Annotated in this window: 20 protein-coding genes; 16 read left to right on the top strand and 4 right to left on the bottom strand. The window is 53.3% G+C overall.

What is annotated here, in order from left to right; all coding sequences use genetic code 11:
* The first annotated feature begins 870 nt into the window (after positions 1-870).
* Positions 871-1,587 carry a sulfotransferase domain-containing protein gene (locus HQL52_05575; GenBank protein MBF0368914.1) on the top strand — a complete coding sequence of 239 codons (717 nt, stop codon included), beginning with the start codon at positions 871-873 and terminating at the stop codon, positions 1,585-1,587.
* A 581-nt stretch (positions 1,588-2,168) separates the two neighbouring features.
* Here the strand turns inward: HQL52_05575 and HQL52_05570 are convergent.
* The 3 genes from HQL52_05570 to HQL52_05560 all read right to left on the bottom strand — a co-directional run bounded on the left by HQL52_05570 (position 2,169) and on the right by HQL52_05560 (position 4,807).
* Positions 2,169-3,452: a tetratricopeptide repeat protein gene (locus HQL52_05570; protein MBF0368913.1), complete on the bottom strand. Its 1,284-nt coding sequence runs from the start codon at positions 3,450-3,452 to the stop codon at positions 2,169-2,171.
* 862 nt (positions 3,453-4,314) lie between these two features.
* Positions 4,315-4,479: a hypothetical protein gene (locus tag HQL52_05565; GenBank protein ID MBF0368912.1), complete on the bottom strand. Its 165-nt coding sequence runs from the start codon at positions 4,477-4,479 to the stop codon at positions 4,315-4,317.
* A complete protein-coding gene (locus tag HQL52_05560) occupies positions 4,472-4,807 on the bottom strand; it encodes a hypothetical protein (GenBank protein ID MBF0368911.1) in 336 nt (111 codons plus the stop codon). Before HQL52_05560 ends, HQL52_05565 begins: the two co-directional genes overlap by 8 nt.
* A 585-nt stretch (positions 4,808-5,392) precedes the next feature.
* Between HQL52_05560 and HQL52_05555 the strand changes: the two genes are divergently transcribed.
* From HQL52_05555 to HQL52_05500, 12 genes are all read left to right on the top strand, one after another.
* Complete coding sequence (locus HQL52_05555) at positions 5,393-5,803, top strand: hypothetical protein (GenBank protein ID MBF0368910.1); 411 nt, start codon at positions 5,393-5,395, stop codon at positions 5,801-5,803.
* Positions 5,800-6,735, top strand: a complete 936-nt coding sequence (locus tag HQL52_05550) for a transglycosylase SLT domain-containing protein (protein MBF0368909.1) — start codon at positions 5,800-5,802, stop codon at positions 6,733-6,735. Before HQL52_05555 ends, HQL52_05550 begins: the two co-directional genes overlap by 4 nt.
* 24 nt (positions 6,736-6,759) lie before the next feature.
* Positions 6,760-7,266, top strand: coding sequence for a lytic transglycosylase domain-containing protein (locus HQL52_05545; GenBank protein ID MBF0368908.1), 507 nt, complete (start codon positions 6,760-6,762; stop codon positions 7,264-7,266).
* 3 nt (positions 7,267-7,269) lie between these two features.
* A complete protein-coding gene (locus tag HQL52_05540) occupies positions 7,270-8,922 on the top strand; it encodes a hypothetical protein (protein ID MBF0368907.1) in 1,653 nt (550 codons plus the stop codon).
* A complete protein-coding gene (locus HQL52_05535; protein MBF0368906.1) occupies positions 8,919-9,473 on the top strand; it encodes a hypothetical protein in 555 nt (184 codons plus the stop codon). The genes HQL52_05540 and HQL52_05535 overlap by 4 nt, the downstream gene beginning before the upstream one ends.
* Positions 9,470-12,112, top strand: a complete 2,643-nt coding sequence (locus HQL52_05530; GenBank protein MBF0368905.1) for a hypothetical protein — start codon at positions 9,470-9,472, stop codon at positions 12,110-12,112. Before HQL52_05535 ends, HQL52_05530 begins: the two co-directional genes overlap by 4 nt.
* A 331-nt stretch (positions 12,113-12,443) precedes the next feature.
* A complete protein-coding gene (locus tag HQL52_05525) occupies positions 12,444-13,025 on the top strand; it encodes a hypothetical protein (protein MBF0368904.1) in 582 nt (193 codons plus the stop codon).
* Positions 13,026-13,052: 27 nt separating this feature from the next.
* Complete coding sequence (locus HQL52_05520) at positions 13,053-13,964, top strand: hypothetical protein (protein MBF0368903.1); 912 nt, start codon at positions 13,053-13,055, stop codon at positions 13,962-13,964.
* Between the two features lie 73 nt (positions 13,965-14,037).
* Entirely contained in the window at positions 14,038-14,433 is a 396-nt protein-coding gene (locus HQL52_05515; protein MBF0368902.1) for a hypothetical protein, read from the top strand.
* Between the two features lie 26 nt (positions 14,434-14,459).
* Positions 14,460-14,984, top strand: coding sequence for a hypothetical protein (locus HQL52_05510; protein ID MBF0368901.1), 525 nt, complete (start codon positions 14,460-14,462; stop codon positions 14,982-14,984).
* Positions 14,981-15,787 carry a hypothetical protein gene (locus HQL52_05505; protein ID MBF0368900.1) on the top strand — a complete coding sequence of 269 codons (807 nt, stop codon included), beginning with the start codon at positions 14,981-14,983 and terminating at the stop codon, positions 15,785-15,787. The genes HQL52_05510 and HQL52_05505 overlap by 4 nt, the downstream gene beginning before the upstream one ends.
* Before the next feature lie 139 nt (positions 15,788-15,926).
* The gene (locus HQL52_05500) at positions 15,927-17,297 is read left to right on the top strand and encodes a hypothetical protein (GenBank protein ID MBF0368899.1); all 1,371 of its coding nucleotides are present in this window, start codon (positions 15,927-15,929) and stop codon (positions 17,295-17,297) included.
* Positions 17,298-17,350: 53 nt separating this feature from the next.
* On the opposite strand, the gene HQL52_05495 is transcribed toward HQL52_05500, so the two are convergent.
* Positions 17,351-17,818, bottom strand: a complete 468-nt coding sequence (locus tag HQL52_05495; protein ID MBF0368898.1) for a rhodanese-like domain-containing protein — start codon at positions 17,816-17,818, stop codon at positions 17,351-17,353.
* Positions 17,819-18,228: 410 nt separating this feature from the next.
* Between HQL52_05495 and HQL52_05490 the strand changes: the two genes are divergently transcribed.
* The 3 genes from HQL52_05490 (at position 18,229) to HQL52_05480 (ending at position 22,487) form a co-directional block, all read left to right on the top strand.
* Positions 18,229-19,989: a HAMP domain-containing protein gene (locus HQL52_05490; protein MBF0368897.1), complete on the top strand. Its 1,761-nt coding sequence runs from the start codon at positions 18,229-18,231 to the stop codon at positions 19,987-19,989.
* A gap of 277 nt (positions 19,990-20,266) precedes the next feature.
* Positions 20,267-21,184, top strand: a complete 918-nt coding sequence (locus HQL52_05485; GenBank protein ID MBF0368896.1) for a type IV pili methyl-accepting chemotaxis transducer N-terminal domain-containing protein — start codon at positions 20,267-20,269, stop codon at positions 21,182-21,184.
* Between the two features lie 526 nt (positions 21,185-21,710).
* Positions 21,711-22,487 (top strand): class I SAM-dependent methyltransferase, encoded by a 777-nt coding sequence (locus tag HQL52_05480; protein MBF0368895.1) that lies wholly within the window; start codon positions 21,711-21,713, stop codon positions 22,485-22,487.
* Positions 22,488-22,496: the final 9 nt, after the last annotated feature.

The raw sequence follows: 22,496 nt of genomic DNA, 5'->3' as shown, positions 1-22,496 counted from the left end.
CAAAGAACATCCGTGGCCAAGCAATCTACCCTCCTCCTTCCCGAAACCCTAAAATTGGGACGGCTGAATCAGACGAAAAGAACCTCCACCCAGATAAAAACACTAAAACTACAGTGGAAACCAAGCTTCGTCTGCCCCGCTGCTGAGCCGCCTATTTGCCCCCCCTTACCCCAAGCCAACCGAACCAAGGTACGCTTGAGGTCGTCGATGATATAGTCAGACATAAGGGTTTTGATTTTTTTTTGAGAAAGCTTGCCTCAACTTTCGAGGGGTGGGCTTTCAAGGGGCTGAACGGGATTATCCTAAATCCGGCAGTTGGGCGTACGCACATGTCCCAGCTTCTTGATCCACCAAGCAAACCGGGAGAAAATCTTGTGACCAATAAGGTGACGGCGATTTCTCCCAATTCACTATGCGAACCAATATCCTGCACCAGCCACACACGCCCAACTGCCGGATTTAGGATTATTTGCCCTTGCGAATCATGCCTGCCCCTTATGGCCTGGAAAAAAAATTACCCAGAAAAACTTTGAGTTGAAAAATCGACACCAACGCCCCAAAGCCCTCTGGTGCCCCCCTCTCCCGGTTTGATCCCGTGATAAGGGGGGCGGGGGTAACGGTCGATTCAAGTGCGAAAAAACTCCAGCCATGGTTCATTTGGCCGGAATAGCGTAAACTTATGGATTTATTCAGGCAGGCTTCGGGCTTAACTGTGAAAGTCGTCTCTCAAGCTTCCATGGTCAGGGGTATAAGAGGCCAGCCCTTCTTCATGAACATCAGCTAAGCCAAATTTTACCTTACGGATCAAAGGGATAATCAAATATGGATTACCGGTGTGTTTGGGTAGCGAGCATTCCCCGATGTGGCTCCATGTGGACCTTTAACGTCACCCGTGCCCTACTCCAACAAGGGGGCTTGGAGGTGGTGCCCAAACAGGTGCCGCAAAATGATCAGGGGATGATCGATGCCGCCCATGAGGTGATTCAAAATGGCCCCGACAACACGGTCGCCGTGACCAAAAGCCACTCCCGCGTTCATCCCGGCGTCCCTTACTCCCGCTTCATCACCCCCCACCGGGATCCCCGGGATGCCATGGTTTCCTTCATGCATTTTATGGGCTGTGATTTTGCCAGGGGGCTTCTAGCGGCTCAAGAAATGACCGGCATCGTGGATCACTATCGCGGTTTTCTCCCCAACATCATTCTGCACCTGGACTATTCCACCATCACCGATCAACCCAGAGAGGCCATCGCCACTATCGCCCAATTTTTGGGATTGACACCGGGGAAGAAGGCTATCGCTGAGATCGAAAACCGCTTTCAGAAAAAGAAGGTAGCCGATCTGTTTCACCAAACTGAAATCGGTGTTGAGGAGCGGATAGAACGGGGGGAAAAGATCGATCAGCAGGAGTTGACTGCGAACACCGATAAAACGGTCAGAGCCTTTGATCTGGAGACCGGCTTTCAATCGGGGCACGTTTCTGACAATCAGCCTGGGGATTGGCAGCGCATTTTATCCTCTGAGCAGCAAGCCCAGCTCCAGGAGCATTTGGGAGAGTGGCTGGGAAAAAACGGCTACCAAAATTAATCCCGCCGTCTCTTTTTCCGTTTGGAATCCGATGAATCAAACTGCTCTCTCTTGCGCTTTTGCCTGGGGGAGCGATTTTTATCGGCCTCGCTAAAAAGAAACCGCCCCGCCAGCACACAGCCAACGATCCCCGGCTCGCAAGGTATCTTATCGAGCTTGTTGCACAGCCCGTTCACTTCGTGTGGACAACCCCATCCGCCCATGGTCAGCTCATTTCATTCTGCTGTATACAATACGCACTTCTATACACACATCAAAAAAACCACTCACAATATTTTGAACAAAAAAATCTGTCGGATAATTTCTTTCCAGAAATCCATCCTACACATCTACTCTAAAAACAAAACAATTTCAGATCAACTGCTTCAGACACAAGCAAAACCAAGCGGGAGTATTATACAGAATTTCATGTGCAATACAACACTCTGCGGCGTTTACAGATCAAAGTCAATCTACTCGAGTTGCTTCAACCAAATATCGGTAGTCACCACAAGAGTATAGTCGCTGAAAATTGACAACATTCGCTCAAGCCATTTCTTTCTGATCGCATTCTATCTATATACCAACACACGACCAGACAGCTACGGCAGGTCTTTTGGTAGATTTAGATAATTGTAGTGCTCTTGATCAACATACCATGCATCGAATGAGGTAATATTTTCAAACACCCTCTTATAACCATTCTTCAACATGATTTCATCAATTTTTTTCTGATGCGTTGTGAAATTATGCTCAACAGTCCAAACGATTGGACGATAATTAGTAAAATCAAACGAGCTAATTATATCAAATTCACTCCCCTCTGTATCGACTGAAATATATGATGGAGCCACTCCTTCATAATACTGGCTTACAACATCATTCAAAGAAATTGTTTTTACTTTTATTTTTTTCCCGACCTTATTACGAGCTGAAGCATTCCCAGGCATAGAATTTATATCGCTATACTTAAAAGAATCTAGAGTTGATAGAACTCCCACATCTGACATAAAGAAATCAAGAGTCTCTCCAGTTTTTGTCCAAATGCAGTCTGTTAATATTTTTGTTTTTGCTCTATTATTCTTTAATCCTGAATGCCATTGCGGGCTGGGCTCACATAATATACCATCCCATCCCATATGCATGTCTAACAAATAAGTATTCGATAAAGACACCCCATCTGTAGCTCCAAATTCAAGAAAAGTCTTTTTGAAATTATCTCCTATGATATATGCAGCAAAAACATCTTGGTAAAGTTGAGATTTGATCAATTTAGATTTGCCTTTGACGAAACCAACAAACCCACAAAGCAAACTTTTTTCTTTAGCCATTAATACGTCTTGCTTGAAAGCAGCATCCAAAATCAAATAAGCATCCACATTATTAGAGCGTGAGTATGATAAGATTGCATATAGGTTGGTTTCTTTGCCGTCAAAACTGAATTTCGTGGTCTGTTCTATATATTGTTGATTACTGATTCCAATATCAGGGCATTGCTTGCTGATTATGCCGTTTAAAAAATTAATTATTTGGCTGTTTCCAGGTTCCCTTTCCAAAGCTGTATTCAGAGCTTTGATAGCCTCTTCAATTCGTCCCAGTTGATAATATGAAGCCCCTAAATTGTAGTATAATAATGCTCTGTTATTATCAATGTTTATAGCTTTTTGAAACTGATCGACAGCCAAGTCGTAGCGATCAAGTTTTTGAGCAATAACACCTAATAAATTTATTGCATCAATGTGGACAGGAACCACTTGGATAATCGCTGTGCATAGCTTGTCTGACTCGGTATAACGTTCAGCGTTAAAATGGTCGATAGCCTGTGCATATGCCGCATCAACTGTGAGTTGTGTTTGACCATTGTTGGATGATTTCTCTTCTTTCATTTTTCTTGCTATTCCCTTGATTTCGTAAGCTTGGTTCAGGACTCTGTCCTCATTTTGCCATAACTCACAACACTTTGTAGCTGAGTTCGTTTCGGAATGTATCACTCTTTGAATCCAGGGTGTTCACTTTCTTGTTACTATGTGAATATAATTCTCTGTCACTCCTACCACCCCAACTTTTGTATATTAGTTGGGGCGTTTTGCCGTGTCGCTTCTATTTTTTAAAATGGTGGGCAAGACTGTAGCGTAAAGAGCCACAGTCATAGTGCGGTTACACCTCCGCAGCCTATTTAATGACTTTTTCATATTTCTCATTGATGGCCATATTCTTGTGTAATGCTATTTCCGTTATGATTCGCTCTTCCACTTCACCAGCGTAAAGCTCTTGGAGAATACTGTTTTCATCTTTTAATTATTCATCATTTTTTTCTAGCTTTCCAACCTCTCTCTTTAACTCTACCATCTCTAGAAAATGATTTTATGGGTTGTTTTTGGCGTCTAGAGTTTAGTTATTGTATTCTTTCCCTGCAATACCATATTTCTCTGCAACACTATCATGTGCAGCCATTTATTTTTCTTTTCAGTTGAAGACTCAAAGCATACAAACTCCTCACCTTCCAGAATCTTTTCAAAACGTGCTGCATCAATTACTTTCAGATTCATGTTTTTTTACAGATGGTCTTTTTGTGCCAAGCAGTGATTCTTTTGTTGCCTGATATACATGCATGTCTTTATGGGCTTCAAGAATTTCTGGACTGCGGTTAACTGTTAAGACCCGTGAGATTATCTACCCTATAATCCAAGCCATGATCAATTTCAATGATCGGAATCAAAACTTAAAAAAAATTTCTTCCAACAGTCTCTACATATAGATCATGCAAACATCATTATCGTCAAGCAACAGTTCAATCGCCTCCGTTCCGGTTCCATGCGCGCCACCAATAATCACTATTTCCTTGTCTCTCAAAGCATCTCTTGATGAAATATTGGGTATTTTTGTGATGAGCAAGTAATCTTCTTTAGCCAACCACGATCATTATATTCAGGAACCAGAACTTGACCATCATATTCCACTCCTTTACATGAAATTTATATTGTTTTTCAGCAAAACAGCGCTCACACGTTTGGGAAGGCCCGGTTTCATCAGGATTAAATATATAAACAATCGGCAGTGGAATCATCGGATCCTGCCTACGTGAGAGAGACTCCTTTTTACCGGAATACTCTAATGCAGATCGAGAGATAGGATCACTCATCAGACTACCAACTGCAAGAACACTTTCCTGCATTACTACAGCCCCTGGGAGAGAAGATAAAAAAATCTCAGCAAAAAAAACATCATGACTTGATTTCAATCACCTGCCAATTGCTTTTGTTGCCAATATCGTGCTTGAACGAACAGCTCCATTCGCAGAAAAATTATAACCTTTAAAATGTGACAGTCCTGCGCTTAGAGAGAGACTTTTATGCTTTCCTAAAAAGATTTTCAATTAGTTTATAATTACTTACCATACGGTTACCTTTATCTGACATAGCGTCCGCATACTTTCTGGCAAACGATATTTCCAACCACTCCTGACAAAGAAGACGCATCAATAAACCAAAATATTTTTTGCAACACCGAATAAAAGCTTCGCACCTACTTAGAATGCTCACGGCACTCTCCGCATCTTTAGTTGTAACTTTCTCAAAACATGCAGACGCCTAATGCAAAACACCTTCAGACAGAACTTTCCCCAAACAAAGACAAATTCCATAACAACAAAACAATCCCAAAGAACCTGGATTATAGTACAAAAAATTAACTTCTTAAACAAATTATTATTAACGCTGAATGCAAGATTTTGTGCAACCAAAAATCCCCCACCCCCTTCCATAGCCCCAAACATCGAGTCTCACCATCTGACGAGTCACACCCATCTGGAAGGAAAGCAATGGACATGGACCACTCCAACAACGCCATGACTGAAATCGCCCTGGCACTGGCCATGGGATTTTTCAGCATCATGATATTGACTCTGGTCTCCATGGGGGCTGGCAACGGTACGGTTGCTGATGGGGCGGCTTTGGCTCAGGCCTCAGCCTCTCCCGCCAATCAATCACGCTCCGGGGTCAAACCCATCGATCGGATGATCATCTATCACAGCGGACAGTTCATGGATAAAGAGCTGCAACCGGTGGACCCGGCTCAGGTTGTTCCCGCCGAAGGAGAGCGGGTGGTGTTGGCTCTGGATCCCGAGATTCCCATGTCCGAAGCCCTGGCTGTACGTAGTCAGGTGCCGGTGGGAGATCTGATTGTTTCGGCGTTGACCCCGGAGTGGCTGGCTGTTTTGAAGGAGAAATCACAATGAATGGAGATCAGAAGCAGATCACCCTGGCAAGGGGTTTGGGGTTTATTCTCTTGATGGGCATGATGGCCCTCCTGCTCACCACTGCCACGGCCTATTCCGCCAGCCGGGTGGAGATCAAACGGATGGTGGTGGAAGAGGCTCATCGGGCTGGTCTTCCCCCGGCGCTGGGATTGGCGCTCGCCAAGGTGGAGTCGGACTTTCAGGAAAAAACCGTCAGCCAAAACGGCGCCCGGGGTGTGATGCAGATTCGCCCGGAAACCGCCCAGCGTCACTATCAGGTGGATGACGAAATTCTCTGGGATCCACAAAAAAATGTCGAGCTGGGTATCGATCGGCTCAAGCAGCTCCTGGAGCTTCACCAGGGAGAGCGGGAAGCGGCCCTGGCTGACTATTATGCCGAATCCCAGGATCTGAAACTCGCAGCCGATCCCGCCACCCTCCCCGAGACCGAAAAATTTGTCCAATCCGTACTCCGCTGGGAGATGCGCTATCTGGAACAGCAGCGGGTCTGGAAGGGCATGCAAGGCATCAGCGACACCTGGTGGGCTTCCGACAATCCCCCCATTCCCTCCAAATCATCCAATACCCTCGCCAGTCGCTCTGACGATACCAACGACTGGGACAGATCGGATGAAGAAGATCGCTATCAGGATCATTCACAAGAATGGATCGATCCCGACGAGGGGAATGATGACGCGGATGGGGAGCACTTTAGCGGCGATGAGGATGAAACCGGCTGGCAGGCCCGCAAACGGCGTGACTCTCGGGATGATGGCGACTGGGAAGAGGTGCTGCAGATCTGGATTGCCCCTTATGACGACGAAGTGGAAATCCCCGTGGTCTACGAAGAGCGCTGGGAGCCCCCACCAAAGAGACCACGTTTTCGCCGTCGGCCCCCGCCTCCCCCCCCACACCGGCGCTATTTTTTCTGATCAGGGTGAAACAAGGAGCGGATCATGCCTAACAAAACCATCCAGATCATCCTGACCGGCTTTCTCCTGCTGGGAATTTTTTCACCCCTCAATCAGGCCGAAGCTGCCAACAAGGAGCGGGAACGCATCATGAATATGGTGGCCCGGGAAGCGGTCAAGATGGGGGTGCCGGTCTCTCTGGCGCTGGCCATGGCTCAAACCGAGTCGGACTTCAATCCCAAATGCGAAAGCCACAAGGGAGCCCGAGGGGTGATGCAGATCATGCCCGCCACCTCCACCAGCGAATATGGCATCCACCCGGATGACCTTTGGAACCCCCGCATCAATATTCGCCTGGGGCTGCATTTTATGGCGCGACTACTGAAACGTTACAAGGGTCGTGTGAACTTGGCGCTATCCTATTATAATGGCGGTTCACGGGTGGGGGATCTGCCCAACGCACGGATCATCCCCGCTACCCGCAGATACGTACAAAAAGTACGCTCTCTGCAAAGTCGCTATCAGGGCCGGCTGCTCACAGCGAGCCGATAAATCATGAACGCTGCCTCCTCCGAATCCTTGCTGCTGCGATCCGGACGCTCCCAAGAGCTGGGAAACGTGCTCAAGGGGATCGAAGAGCTGGAAGCTGCCGACGGCCCCAAATTCACCCCGGCTGCCTGTCGGGAGTTGGGTCGACTCATCACCTGCCGCATCTACGCCTCAGCCATTTTGGAACTTGGCCATTTGATCCAAATCGCTCGGCTGGTGGAAGGGGGAACGCGTTATGAAGGGCTCTTTTGGGAAAGCGGTTCCGCCCGCCCCGGCCACTTCAAGCACTATTTGACATCACGATTGTTCAACACCCCGCCAGGGCTTGAGGTCACCTTCCTCCCCAACGGCTTGGCGCTGACCTACCCCGATGGCGCTTTTACGGTCACCTTTGGGCGGATGCCGGTGCTTTCGGCGCTGTTGGAGTTTTCATTGACCGCTCTGGGCTATGGCGAGCTGGATGATCTGTTTGGCAAAATGCTTTCCGCCCCCCCCAGCCGCAAAGGGGTTTCCCAAACCGCCGACGCCCTCTCCCGTAAGCTCTACGCCTATCTGGGAGAGCACCTCCCTTCGGCACAAAATCAGCGCAAGTTGCGCCGGCTCATAGCCTTCATGGAAGAGATTGCTGGTGAGCATTTTGCTGTGGAGGAGGTAACGGATCAGGCGATTGTCGATTTTTGGCTGGGTGAATCCACCGCCAAAAGTGACGATGGAGTAGATTTCAAGACCTTCCATGCCGTCTTCATAGCCTTCGCCAACCTGATCCAATCCCTGGTGTGGGCCAAAAGCTGGCAGGGTTTTGATCATGCCAACGCCATCGGTCAAAACCACGAACTGGGGGAGGTGGAGCCCGATACCGAAAATCTCGACCGCTGGCTGGATGGCCTCACCTCCCGTCCCAACCCCTTGGAGCTACTGAACGAAGCCCCGGCTGATGAGATCAAATTTTTCACCCAGCGGGAACACGATTTTTTATCCGCCCTTCTGGAGGTCACCGAAGCGAGCCGCCAAGTGCCCCTCTCGGTGATCCGGGATGGGGTATTCAAAGAGGTTCAATCCCGCCTGACCCAAGCCCTGCGGCGCAAAATCAGTGGGGATGAGCGCCAACGGTTGATCGATACCGGCCCGGTGGAATCCTATGAAGAGCGGCATCAGCGGCTGAAAAAACTGCGTGATCAGCTCCAAAAGGTACGCCTGGCCGGGCTGCACGTCCTGATTCAAAACAGAAGCCCGGCTGCCATCGATCATCTGCTCCCCCTGCTGCCTGATTTTGACTGGTCGAGCCTGGCGCTTGATTTTTCTGGATTGACCGACCGCGATGGCGAATCCTCAGGGCAGGTTTTTGTGGTTAATCGTTTTCTCAGCATTCTCGACCAAACGGATAAGGTGGGAAAAGAGCCTGCCCAGCTGGCTTCTGCAGCCAAAAAAGCCTTCGGCAGCCTCAACCGGCAGGGGTTTGATGGGGCGGGGATGAACCAACCCGATCGGGTTGAGGGATTTACCCAAGGGCTTGCCGCCTTGAATGATCTCGACCGCACCCTGGGTGAATTTCTCGACCGGCTACAAAAACTGGCCCAATCGGGTTGGGAAACCCCCTTCAAAAATGATTTGAAACTTTTTCGCGCCCAGTTTCACCTACTATACGGAGACGCTTCATGAACAACGCCCGACAAGCCGAGCCTTCTCATCGTCATCCGGCGCTCACGCGGGCCTTCGATGCCCTCTCCAACAGGGATCACCTCCGCCAGGCTCTGGAGTCAGCCAGTGACGAAACCGTCACTTTCCAGGAACTCTACCGGCTGGCGGCCACTCCCACAGTCAGGCCAAATGCCAAAATGGCGCGGATGCTGCTGCAAAACCCTCGCCTGCGGGAAGATCTGAAACGACTGTTGCAAAAACGAGCCGTGTGTCATTTTCCCAGTGTGGCAGCTGCCAGCTCCCTGGGAGAATTGACGAAGCGCAAGGAAAAAGGATTTGTCATTGAGATCAAATCTTCCCGGGTGGAATCGAGCCAAGTCTATATCCTGATCCACCTGGAGGAACACATTTTGCGCCACCCGGAATCGATCACCCTGATTCACCCGGAGCTGGGGGTGATCAAACAAGCCCTGCCCGAAGCGTTGGGGGGGGTGGTGCAGCTGCTGGCCGATAGCGACTCGCCCCTGGTGCAAGCCATACGGCGAATAGAAACGGAGATTTTTCTCCATTGAAACCGACCCAGGTCCATATCCCCACTACGGACGGCCCCTCCCAGGTGGAGCGCATTGCCGAAGAGGATCCCCTGGTCCGCTCGGTGGTGTGCCTCAACCGCACCACGGAAGCCCTGCCCATCAGTGGTGGATATGATGCCTTTGTCCGCAAGCCTACGGGAATCATCGAAAAACAGTTCGGTCACCCCACCTTTCGGGTGGATCTCACCACCCGCATCACCGGGGGAGCCAGCTGGCAGTTGGGAATTTTCACCGCCCACGCCCTGCATGAAAAAAAGCTTCTGGCCAGCCCCCGGGAGAGCGCTCAGCGAGCTGTCTGGATGAGCGGTGAGGTGGATCGGGATCTGGAAGTACGCCCGGTCAGCCATATCCCGGAAAAACTCGCCGCCTCCCGGCAACTCTTCCAGGAGTGGCAGGAAACCGGCATCCAAAGCCTGTTGATCCTGCCGGAAGCCAATGCCCGGGAACTCGACTGGAATCTATTGGCTGAGATGGGGGTTGGCCGGGATCAGGTGGTGGGCGTCAACCACGTATCCGAAGCGTTGGGCGTGCTGGATATGACCTTGCCGGGGGAAGCGCCTTCGGTAGCTCCTACGGTAGCGGCTGGGGTGTTGCCCGCTTCTCTACTCGCCACCACCCCCGCAGCCGCGGCCAACGGCCCTCTGGATGAGACCATCGAACCGCTGGCCGAATCGAGTCAGGCGCTTACAGATGCCAACGCATTCCTTTCACAACGAACCGAACCGATTTTTGAGGGTGACGAAACTCTTTCTGGAATCTCCGAGCCCCTGGAGAAGGCTTCCCAGAGTCCACCACCCCCGATCCAGCCACCAAGCCCTTCTGCTGATATCGACACGCCGAATAAAATCCCGGCGACTGGACAAAAACTGGGATTATGGAAGGCAGCTGCTTGGATGGCGGTGCTGGCCACCCTCTCCGGAGCTTCCTGGATGGGAGGAGTGGGGGAATGGGAAAGCCTGCGCCGCTCCGGGCAATTCCTTACGCTTCAGGCTGCTTTCAAGAGTGTAGAGCAGGGCTCCTGCCAATCCTGCCAGCTGCTTTTGACGAGCTATCAAACTGTTCTCGCTCGATTTCGCCCCCAACCCAATCGTTTGGCATTGACCGCCACCGAAAAGCGCATTTCCCCCGACAATCCCTGCCCGGATTCTTTGGAGAAAACCCAACAACATCCCATCGGGGTGACCGAAGCGGGGCGCTTTCAGGACTCCCCCCAGGCAGGGCTCTGCGGCATCACCTATCAGGTCAGCCAATCCGGAGCGCCCGTGCATCTGCGGGTGGGGCTCTTTGGAGAGGTTGCAGAGGCTGCCAGTCAGCTTGATCCCCCCCACTTTTCCGCTGATCAGCTGATTGCCAACCAAGAGGAAGCTACTCTCCCCCTGGCGTTGTCACCTCCTGTTGAAGATGCCCAAACCAAATCCCAAGCCATTTTGGTGGCCGCAGCCCATCAACCCGTCACCGAAGTGCTGGAGTGGCTTTCTGGAGAGATGCGCCAAAACGACATCCAACCCGGCACCCCCGGCTGGAATGACATTCGCGCTCAAGCTGAAAAGGCAGGGGTCACCATTGTCTGGGCCCCCCACACCCTGACGATAGAGCCCCCTTCGATGGCCCTGGCCAAATCCACGCTGCCCCCACCCCCGGCCAACACCCTGCCTGAACCCCAACCGGTGACAGCTACCGAAAATCCTCCTGCCCAATCCCCGAACAGGCAGGCAGAAGAGTCAGCTGAAACCGTTACCACAGCCTCCCAACAAACAGAACCATCAACACCTGCCCCTCTCCCTTCGGAACAAACGAGCCCAACCAATCTGGCGGCCATTGCAGCAGCCATTGCACCAATTGAGATAGCCCCACCAGACTCACCGGAGTCATCCAGCCAAGCTGTGATTCTACTCCCTGAACCAGTCTCTGGCGCTACCCTTAAGCCCGCTCAACAAATCGCCCAACTCCTCAGCCAAGCCGAAGCGGATATGGCTGCCAAGCGCTTGACCAAGCCGGTCGGGGGCAGCGCCTTCGACCGTTTCCAGGAGGTGTTGGCCCTGGATCCCAACCAAGCGACTGCCAAGCTGGGCATGGCCCAAATAGTGGATCGTTATATCGCCATGGCTGAAAAGGCCCAGGATGAGCAGCGATTTGGAGATGCGGAGTCCTATCTGGAGAGGGCTTATATGGTCTATGCCACGGCCAACGGCTTCGACCCCGAAACAGATCTGAAGCGTGCTGCATCGGTTTATTCAGACCGTTTCGATCCGGAAAATGAAGAGACCTCGGCCATGGCTTTGTTGGATCCGGAAGTGGAAAACGAGGGTGCATGGCCTGGTGATGATGCTGGCGGGTGGGACGACCACAACGACTGGGGGAGCGGTGATGAGGATGGCTGGGAAGAGGATGATCACGATGGGGATTGGCAGGATGGAGAGGATGGGGAGGAGGCCCCCTTGCACATCCATATCACCCCCGAACCCACCCCGGAGCCTGATTTCAGCTCAGAATATGGTCGCAACCACTCCCACTTCGATCCCCCCTCCAGGGATCCAGCCTTCAACCGCCCCCGAGGCAACAACCGTCCTCCCCGGCGTCAGCAGGAGCGCCCCCCTCCCCGCCCCATCTGGCCGTAAGGTTATTGCCAGTTTTCTGCTGGGCTGATTCTACTGGGCTGATGTTGTCCCCCTATTTTCCTCCCTGGAACCAAGCCATATCTTTATACTCATTCCAGATTAGAATGGCACATCCGTCTTAATTGATGCGGTTCGCGTTGCTCACCGCATCCTACAGGTTCATCCCTTTGCCATGCTATTCCAAAAACCCTAACACCCTGCCATCATTTGGAAATTTCTGATCACCCAAACCCATTTTTTTCTCCTCTCCCACTTTTTTTCGGCTTCCTTCGCAAAAAAACGCCCCACCCCTTTCATAGCCCTCCCTAACGAATCACCAAAGGAGGCTGGAATGAACAAGACAACCAAAACCCGTTTTTCCCCCCATCACTGGGGTCGCCGTACGCTCATGGCTGCGGCTTTGATGGTGTTGACCGGATGCAACGCCAATCTGCTGGCTGAATCTCCCCCGGAAGGGATCGGCTATCGACAAGCCCGCTTTGCCGAAATCGGGGCGATGCAGTCGTTCCGGGATTGCCGGGATCAGGCCCTTGATCTGGATAGCCAAGCCCGAACCACCGGCTCCCAGGCCCGCTGGCTGGCCAGTGCCCGACTGCTGGAGCGGTGTGAAGCGGATTTGGGGCCCCAGGTGGCGGGTTTGAGCCAGGAAGAGCGCATGCGGGCCTATGCGCTGGGTATCGTCAACTATATCAAGGGGGGGGATCTGGCCACCGCCGCCGCCAATGTGCAGCGCTTTGAAGAGGCCTTCGACGGTAATGATCTTTACTTTACCGACGGCTCCTCCTTCACCGACAGCATGAAAATCCTCATCAGCCAGACCAAACCCAATGAGTTTCCCAACTATACCCTGTTGAACGCCCCGGAGCCGTTGAAAGACGAAATCCGTCGGGTGGACTACTGGTCCCGGAACTGACCCCCAGCCGAAGGAAAGGGCATCACCATGAAGAACGCCACTACCGGGGACCGTTTCCATCGGCCTCTGACACGCCTGGCAGCCGCCGCCTTGTTGAGCCTGACTCTCTGCCAGGCCACACCAGCTGCCGCCAGCAACAAGCCACTCAATGAATCGAGTTGGCGGCCAAACCTGAGCGAACGTCTGATCAAGCTCCCGGCCAATTATCTCAAAAAGGCGGTGGATCAGGATTTCAGCGGCTCCAAGCTGGCCCTGGCCATCAGCGACATGGATTCCCAGATCAGGCTGAAAAACCAAACCCTGAACGACCTCAAAGCCGCCGTCGAGCAGTCCGAGGGGGAGGTTCGCACCGAACTCAAACATCAACTCCTGGCGGAAAAACGGGCCTTTCTGGGCATGATGAACAGCCGCCTGGATCTACGCCGCAAGCGGGTCCGAACCGCCATCCGCGTCTATGAGGATGTCCTGAAAAAGGTCAACCGCAAGGCGAACCAAAATGGCGAAATCGGGTTTGACATCGCCGAGCGGCAAAAAGAGGTCCGGGAGCGGTTTGAAAATTCGGTCACCAAAGTGGACCTCAAGCTGTTTGGCCCCAACCCACAAGCCGAACAGGGGCGCTATGGTCGGGAATATCAAAAAAACATAACCGCCATCGAACGCCTGGTCACCGCCATCAACGACCACCCCATGGGCTCCGAGAGCGACATCAACGGTCAGGGGATGGATAAAAAAGGCTATCTCCGTCAGCTGATCGCCGACAGCGAAACCGAAAATGCCCTGGTGGATCAGGAAGAGACCATTCTCGGCTACATGGCCAAACTCGTGGCACTGGATGCCATGTCCCTGGCCGAAGAGGTCAACGATGCCGAATTCGCCGACAGCGATGTCATCGAATCGGAAAGTGTCACCTCCATGGTGGATCTCTTCATCAGCCACTGATCATTAAAACCGTCAGTAGGGAAAGCTCCTTCAGCGAGCCCTTCTCAGACCGGACAGGACAAGGAATCGAACCATGAAAAGCAAACGACATTTATTGATCGCAGCCTTCCTGGCAATGGGATTCATCACCACCGCCACCCCTGCAAAATCCGGTACTCTGGAAAACATGGAGCGGGAACGGTCGATGTTGATCACCACCTGGCTCGCCCCGGATATGACCGCCCAGGAGCGTCGGGACAAGGCGGATGAATCAGCCCGACGCCTGGCGAGCTTGGAGCGGCTGGTGTGGCGGGATAAAGGTGCCGCCAGCGCCAGCACGCCGACAGTACGCACCGCCTTTGAAAATTATGATCTCACCTTTCTGGTTCACGCCGCTCTGGAAAAGGATCGGCTGATCATCGACCACTGGATGGAGCAGCTGGGCCTCTCCAGCCACGCCATCATGAACGCCCGCTCCGGGAGACGGTAATGCGCCTGCCACTGCAACCCCAAACCCTGAAGACCCTGCACACCGGAAGCGCCACCCTGAGCTATCTCCTGGGAGGGGGCATCGTGCTCCTGGCCGCAACGACCATGGTCTCCTCCATGGGGGTGGCAGAAATCACCGGCTGGTTGCAGCGGGTATTCGGCTCCCTGTTTATCGTGCTGATGGCCACCCTGATCTTCATCACCCTCTTTTGCTGGGTGCGGATTTTGCCCACGAGTGAAGAGGCGCGTAACGATCAGGTGTGGGTGGAAGCGGGATTGCAGGCGGCCAACGGCATCACCACCCTGGCGCTGACCTATACCCTGCTCGGCATCAGCCTCGGTATCGGCTCCCTGGCGGGGCAGGAACTCACCCCTCAAACCGTTCAGGGGATCATCTCGGAGCTGACCGATCATTTTTCCATGGCCTTCATGACCACCGTGGTGGGACTACCGGTCTCAGCGGTACTCCGAGCCTTGCTGATGGTCACCCACGCCCATAATCAACGACACTTCCGGGTGCCCCAAGAAGCCCGGCAAGGGGAACTCTCATGAGATTCATTCTCTTCAACGCCATCGTCGGCTATGCCATTTTTTATCTCTTCACCAACCATCCAGAGATGACCGGTCGCCCCGATCAAGCCAAAGCCACCGTGACCCAGGTCCAAAAAATGGCTGAAAGTGTCGAGCAGGAGGTGCTGGAAAATCTCTCTCGCACCTTCCCCGAAGCAGATCAAACTAACTCCGGAGATGCTTTCTCAAGTTTTGATCAGGGGCAAGAGCCTGAAGCGACCCCCCATCACTTTGAAGAGCGGGATGTCACGCCCCAGCCGGTGCTGGCTGGAAACCCGGCCTATTCCCGTACGCTGACCAAACCGACCGAGGGTTTTGGCGAGCCTCTCTCCAGCAAAGAATCCCATGGTGGGATGGCTGATCCCAAACCGACAATGGTGGAAGAAACAGCCCTGACTGATGAGACGCAAGAAGAGAGCCCGGCGCTGATGGAAGCGGAAGCCATCCCCACGCCCACGCCCCAAATCCGCGCCAAGCCCCGCACTCAACCTCGAAGCCAACCCCGTACCCGTCGCCCTCCTCCCACCGCCAAGGCCGCCTTGCCCATGGACGATATGGATCCGGCGGTGACCCAACGCCGGGCGGAAGTGCTGGGGGAAAGGGAGGTTGAACAGTTGATTGCTGACAATGGGGTGATCGCTGAATATGTCTCTCCCACCCCCACCCAGCCCGTGATCGGCATCGCTGAAGGGGAAAGTTTCATGACCCCCCGGGAGCGGCGTCAGGAGCTTTATGCCCTGGCTCAGGAGATGGAGCTGCTCTATCTGAAAAATACCATTGAGTAAGTCTTCAATGCTTTTTTCTCACGGTTTCCCAAAGCGCACCCATTACATAGGAGGAATCCCCTTCGGCCTCTCATGATCTCCTTAGAGAATTCCTCCTGATCACATCACGACCATTCATTCACCCTGGAGCGAGCAAGCCATGACCGCCACCCCCATGATCAATCGTCTGGCCCCCCTGGCTCCATTGCTGATCGGTCTGATGATCCTGATTCAATCCCAAACTGCGCCAAAACGGCCCGAGCCAATAGCAGAGCCCACCCCTTCGGTGACAGAGCCCGCGAAGAATATCACCCCCCCAGCCACCCTGGAGCCCAGCGCCACACGCCAGCAGGAATCCACCCCAAATCCAATGATGGATCCCGCCCGCATGGAGATGGTCTCTCTTCCCCCTCCCCCGGCTGAACGTGCCAAGCCGATTGATCACGCCCAGCCAAGCCGAGCCAATGCCGCCACCCTGGATGCTCCCAAGCCTTCGGAGCCAGCCTCGCCACCGGTGCAGGAGATCCAACCCCTGCGTGCAACCGAAAGGGCTGCTACCCCTGAAACCCAAACCGCTACCGTGGAAAAAATCGCCCCCCTCAAGCCGCGCCAAGCCAAGGTGAGCCTCAAAGCAGAAAAACACCTGGAGATCACCGCCTTGAAACCCCGGGAGGAGATCCCCACCCCCACGACCGCCACCACCAGCACCATCACCCCCCTGGCTGCTGCAAAAAAACCATTGGCAACCCAAGAGCCCCCGCCACCCTATCAGAGGGCACCCCTCACCCCTCTAAAGGTAAAATCCACGCCATCAACCCCACCAGCATTAAAAGAACGGGAGCCCCTTGCTCCTCGGAAATCAGCCGCTACCCGGGCCGACACCACCCCAACTACCCAGCCCCTCAAGCCCCTCACACCCGTTCAACCCAGAGAGGTGCACTCCTCACCGCCAAAACCGACCCCATCCCCCCCCACCCGAACCATTCAGGTGACCCACCGCTCAGCTGAAACAGTCGCTGGACGCACCCTGTTGCGACTCCTGGAACACGGTTCCGGACCCGCCATCGAGATCGCCTGGCCCAACAGCTCCACCCAAAAAGAACGTCTGGGGCAGATACTGGGCCGCTGCTACGGCATGCGCATCGCGGTGATGACCGGCAGCGGGCTCTATACCAAACAAGGCTCGACATCGGGCACCCCCTGGCAGATCGATCCGGACCGCTACAGCGCCTTTATCCGCCAATCCCTCAACGGGCTGGCACCTGGGGAGCGCTCCGAAGCCCGGACAATCCGCAACCGCCACGGGATTTCAGCGGGGAGAGTGGTGCGAATCTTTCCGCGAATTTTTGATGCAGCTCTGCTGGGAGGATTATCAGCTTTGGTGGGGGACTCTTTTTCCAAATCCCGTCATATCGAAGCCCACTATGTGATGCAGGGATCCCAAGTGGTGGTCAAAGGGGTTCTGGCAGATGGCCGGTCGATACCCGGCGTCATCGCCTTTCCCAGCAACTCAGGCAGCTGCCGGGGATAACCCCTCCCCGAAGCAAAAACATCAGGCCGCAAAGGAGGCCCCATCGTGCAACCCTATGATTTTAAAAAGCCGGGGTTGGATCGGATGAGATGGGTGGCAATGTTGCGAAAGGTTTTGAAGGGGGTTTTTCGGTTGGTGAGGGCCTGGAGAAGTTTGAGCTGTGTCTCCTCCCGGGTTTGGGGGTTCTCATAGGGATGCTCCCCCAACAGCCGGGTGACGGCCTCCAGATAACCCACCATCCCCCCCTTGAGATAGCGGACTTCATAGCGCCGGGAAAATTTATCCCGGACCATTTTGCTGCCATTTTCGTTGCTACAGTAGAGGAGCAGCATTCGATTTCGGAGCACCTGATCATAGCGCTTCTCAAACTCCTTCACCCGATCCAATAATTTCAGGATATAGATGGTTTTGGAGCCGGGAATGGCCGGTTCAAAATCCTCGACCCCCCGGGTGTCGATCAAAAGCGTTTCGCTCTCCCGGGTGAGAAGATCAGGGATGGTGAGATAACCCTTGGTAAACATATCGTCGGAGCATCCTGTCCAAATCAGCTTGATGTTTAGGAGGGAGGGTATCGAAAGAGAGGAGCCAGGAAAAGGGGGTGGGTTTGGAAGAGGGTAGCTTGGGCGGATTCAGGTTGAAAAAAAATCCGGATCCATGAAATAACGAAACCCTGTCTGGAAGGAATGATATCAAAAAGCGGCCTGGAAACAGCTGGGAAGATGGCTGAAGCGGTATCCTTTCAAGAGGAGTGATTGAGATAATTGTCACGTTGTCATAAAAATTAACCCCGATCAAATTATTGGGCTTGGCTGGTGGTCTAGATTGTAGCACTCTAGCGGTTGAGGCATTCATTTTGGTGGCCTCAAAAACAAAACAGAAGAAGGGCCTCACCACCACCCTTCCAGCCGCTCAGCTCCTCTGGGGATCAATTATGACCATCAAGCACAAACTCATTGGCAACGGAGTGCTGATGAGCCTGCTACTGGGACTCGTTCTGGCACTTACCGTCTATTTTTTCAACCGCCTGGATGCCGGCTTTGAGATGATTCTCAACCAAGCGGCCAGCGGAGTACAAAATGCCCAACAGGCCGAAAGCCGTATCAGCGCAGCAGACAGCGGACTTTCGGAAACGTCGATTCGGTTTGCCAATATTGCCGAAGGGATCACCCAGACCAATCAGCGGTTGAAAATTACCGAGCGGAAAATCAAAAATCTTTCCGAAACCCTCACCGAGCTGACCGAGACGGTCGAAGAGTTCTATGATGAGCTTCCCGAGGGGGAACCCCAAGAAATGATGGAGGAGATCGCCGACGAGGTAAGCGATGTCCAGGAGGGGATGAAACGGGAGGCGTTGATCGGTCTCTCCGCAGCCGTCAAGGAGATGAAATCATTCACCGAAGGGATCGCCCTGGAAGTGGATGGCCTGAAAAATCTCTCCTCAGAGCTGAATGAAGGCAAGGCACTCAGCCAGGAGATGAGCCAGGCCAACACCCAAATTCAGGATCTCTCCAGCGGCTTCGGCGCAACCATCGGCAACAATCGCAACATCATCGCCTCGATCCTGGGGGTGTTCATCCTGATCATCCTCGGCACTGCCCTGCTTTTTGCCCGAATGATTACCAAACCCCTGGAACAGTCGGTCACCTTTGCCAAGGTGCTGGGGGAAGGCAATTTTACCTATGTCTTGGATATGGAAGGCCGCCAGGATGAAATCGGTCACATGGCTCGCAGCCTCAACTCCGCTGTGGGCAGAATCCGCGACATCATCCGCAACGTCTCCCAAGCCTCCACCCCCGTCGTCCAGGGAAGCTTTGAGGTGCAAACGGCTGCCCAGGGAATCCTCAAGGATGCCTCCCAACAGTCCGCCTCAGTGGAAGAGACCTCCTCAGCCATGGAGGAGATGAGCGACTCCATTCGACACAACACCGACAACGCCCAGCAGACTGAAGTGATCGCCGCCAAGGCTGCCAAATCCGCCGAATCCTGTGGTGAAGCCGTGGCTAAAGCCGTGGATGCGATGAAGGAGATCGCTGGCAAGATTTCCATCATTGAAGAGATCGCCCGCCAAACCAATCTCCTCGCCTTGAACGCCGCCATTGAGGCCGCCCGGGCCGGGGAACACGGCAAAGGGTTCGCTGTGGTCGCTGCGGAAGTGCGCAAGCTTGCCGAACGCAGTCAGGTGGCCGCCGGAGAGATCACCCAGCTCTCCGCCTCCAGCGTCAATATCGCCGAAACAGCAGGCACGCAACTGGCGGAACTGGTCCCGGATATCCAAAAAACCTCGGGATTGGTGCAAGAGATTGCTGCGGCCAGCAGCGAACAAAATACCGGAACTCAGCAGATCAACAAGGCCCTTCAGGAGCTGGATCAGGTGATTCAGAAAAACACCATCGCCTCCGATTCCATGGCCAACACCGGCAATGAACTGGCCGACCAATCCTCCCGCCTCAAAGAGACCGTGGATCTCTTCTGCGTGGACTGCTTTGGGGAGATGGAAGACCTGAAAGCCGAAGGGTTGATTCCCTTTGCCCAGGCCCAAGGGGGAGGTGATACCGACGCCGATTTTTTACCCGTTCCCCTCGACCAGCCGGATACACCCGCACAACGCCCACCACCTGAAGATGAGTGGCAGGATGATGGGAGCAGTGGTAGGGATGATGGTAGGGATGACGCTGAATTCAAAAGTTTTTAAGGAGATCCCAGCCACCCCCTGACACCACTGACCAGAAAAGCACAAGGGTGTGATTGGCTTAAAATCATCTCCTGTTTTATTCACCTTGGGAACAAAAACGCCCAGGTGCTGAATCAATCCGTTTATTCCGCTTGAAAAAGCGTTGCGGCGGCTGGAAGCAGGCCACGGGAAACCTCCTGGGAAGGGTGTGGCTCTGGGAACCATCCAAAGAGGGGAAACTGTTTGTCTATTCGGGCCTGAGGGTCCGTTCCATCACCCAAAGAAGGGAGCATTTATTATGGTAGCAAAGCCATTCCCCACCAGCCGGATCGTGACCTTGGTCGCGCTCTTCCTGACCACCCTCCTGCTTCTGCCTGCTGTTTCCCAGGCCGGAGGCCCCACAGCAGCTCAGTACGGCACCGTTCTCAACCTCTCGGGCAAGCAGCGGATGCTGACCCAAAAAATGAGCAAGGAGGTGATGCTGGTGGCGTTGGGAGTGGATACCGATGCCAACCTCAAAAACCTCAAGGGCACGGCCGACCTGTTTGACAAAACCCTGAAGGGGCTCCGTGATGGCAGCGCTGAACTCAAGCTTCCTCCCACTGAGAGCAAGCGCATTCTCAAGCAGTTGGGCAAAGTTGAAAAGCTCTGGAAAGAGTTCAACAAGCCTGTTCAAGAAATCATCAGCTCCGGCACCGTCTCCAAGGATCAGGTAGCCGCCATCGCCGCCCAAAATCTCCCTCTGCTCAAAAACATGAACAAGTGCGTCAAGCTCTATGAAAAAGATGCCGCCAAAGCCGGTCTCAAAGCCGACCCGAGCTTGGCTGTCACCATCAACCTGGCGGGTAAGCAGCGGATGCTCACCCAAAAAATGAGCAAGGAATATCTCATGGTGGCCTACGGCCATGAGACGGAAAACAACAAGCTCAACCTGCTGGAAACCTATTCCCTCTTTGAGCGGACCCTTAAGGGACTCCAGGATGGTGATTCCACTCTGGATCTGCCTGGAACCAAAAATCAGGAGATTCGCGGTCAGCTGGGCGTGGTGCAGGGCCTGTGGGATGATTTCAAACCGGTCGTGGCTGAAGGAGCTGACCCCAAAACCACTTCCTTTTCCGCCGATAAGCTCAAAAAACTGGCCAACACCAACCTGCCCCTGCTCAAAAACATGAACAAGGCCGTCGGTATGTTTGCCAAGGAAGCGGCGGGCAAATAAGCCCTTTGGATGAAGGCGGACGGATCAGCTATCCGGAGCCTGCCGTCAACCACCTGTTTTGGACCGTCATGGGCCAACTTCTGACGAATTGTCGTCCCCTATCACAGGGATCGGGATTTTGGATGAGGGTTGGCAGGCCGGGGGCCAAGAGCGGGGTTGATGGCAGGCTTTTTTTATCTTTTTCAGCGCCTATCAAGCGCCTCTTTTGCCCTTCTCTCTCTTCCAAGCCTCATCCCTACCCTCACCTTGAAATACCCAATCATCAAAAGAAGAACACCCCTTTTTGACAAAAAACAGGGGTGAATCCCCCTTTTCTCCGGGGCATTATCAGGTCCAATAATTATTGCAAGTCGCGTTTTATCCATACAAAAACGGCTAAATAAGGCGTATTATTCCCGCCATCAGCCTTTGTTTGTGGCACATTTTCACTTGTGACGTCCAATCAACTCCATTACCGTGGTTCGGCTTTTTTCCCTGGAATTCATGGATGGAATTTCGGCACTAAAATGGAAACGGGGTTACCTCTATGGATAAACTCACCACGGTTGATTCGTCCGCCTCTTACGCTCCTGTGAACAAGGAGTCCGACGGCACGACGGAGCCAGGCTTTCCGACTATCCGGATCTCTCCAGAGCTTGGTGTTCCCGACTATCTGGAACAGACCTATTGGTGGGCCTATTTGCACCCGAAAGGGGTTCGTTTTTTTGAGCGGCAGTGGCTCGTCAACCTGATTTTATGGGGCAACTATTCCCGTCTGAGGGACGCAGCCCTGACTGAAGCCAAAGAACGGGCCTCTGGACGCACCTTGCAGGTAGCCTGTGTCTACGGTGACTTCACACCGCTTCTGGGCCAGTGCCTGGGTCGGGATGGACGCCTGGATGTAGTGGATGTCGCCCCGGTACAGCTTAAAAATCTGAGCTGCAAAATTCAGGGCTCCCGCAATATTTTTCTCAACCACCAGGATTCCACTCAACTGGAATTCGAAGATGGCACCTTCGATCAGGTGGTGCTCTTTTTTCTGCTCCACGAACAACCCACCGCCGCCCGGGTCAAGAGCATATCCGAAGCCCTGCGGGTGACCCGTCCCGGTGGCAAGATCATCTTTGTCGATTATCATCGCCCCAAAGGAACGAGTCCGTTCCGTTACCTCATGGTGCCGATTCTGAAGTCTCTGGAACCGTTTGCCATGGATGTTTGGAATCACGAAATCACCGAGTGGGTACCTGATGGCGTCGAGCTGCAAAGTGTCGACAAGGTCACCTATTTCGGCGGTCTCTATCAGAAGGTGGTCATGATTCGTTGACCGACAATC

The organism is Magnetococcales bacterium (assembly GCA_015232395.1).
In the GTDB taxonomy this organism is placed as follows: Bacteria; Pseudomonadota; Magnetococcia; order Magnetococcales; family JADFZT01; genus JADFZT01.
Note: the sequence above shows the minus strand (reverse complement) of the source record. Positions and strands in the feature narration are given on the sequence as shown.